Source organism: Vibrio sp. 1580, from assembly GCF_033340055.1.
Genome location: NZ_JAWOVT010000624.1, coordinates 1 through 544, shown reverse-complemented (window position 1 = coordinate 544; position 544 = coordinate 1). Strand labels below are relative to the sequence as shown.

Here is a 544-nt window from a genome sequence, read left to right as displayed (position 1 = left end):
TTGGGAATACTTCCACTCCGTGAACGCGAACAAACCACAAACGAACTCATTCACTAACTACAGCACGCCAGAGCTAGATGAAAAGATCATTGCGTATCGCTTTAACATGGACATGGATAAGAAGATCCAACTAGGTCATGAGATTCAGCGAGACATTATTGATGCGCACGTGATTGTCACTGGCTACATGGTGCCTTACGTTCGTTATGGACACTGGCGTTGGTTGAAATTGCCAGAGAAACCAATGAATCGAATGACAGAAGCGTTGTTCAGTGGCGGAATTATCGGTGATGGCACGTATTGGATCGACAAAGACGTGAAGAAAGAAACCCAGAAAGCGATGAAGTCGGGTAAAACCTTTGAACCGGTTGTTGTCGTTGATGACACGTATAAGCTGTAAGGATGTGTTATGGAAAACGATGTAATTTTGAGTGTAAAAGATCTCGAAGTGGAATTCATCACGGATGATGGCCCGGTAAAAGTACTCCATGGCGTGAACTTTGATGTTCGCGCAGGACGAACGCTCGGTCTCGTTGGTGAGTCT

2 pseudogenes are annotated in these 544 nt (G+C 45.2%); both read left to right on the top strand.

From position 1 onward, the window contains the following. Positions 1–400: pseudogene (locus R7093_RS27505) on the top strand (ABC transporter substrate-binding protein); the annotation flags it as partial. A gap of 9 nt (positions 401–409) precedes the next feature. Beyond that, positions 410–544 (top strand): annotated as a pseudogene (locus R7093_RS27500) (ABC transporter ATP-binding protein); the annotation flags it as partial.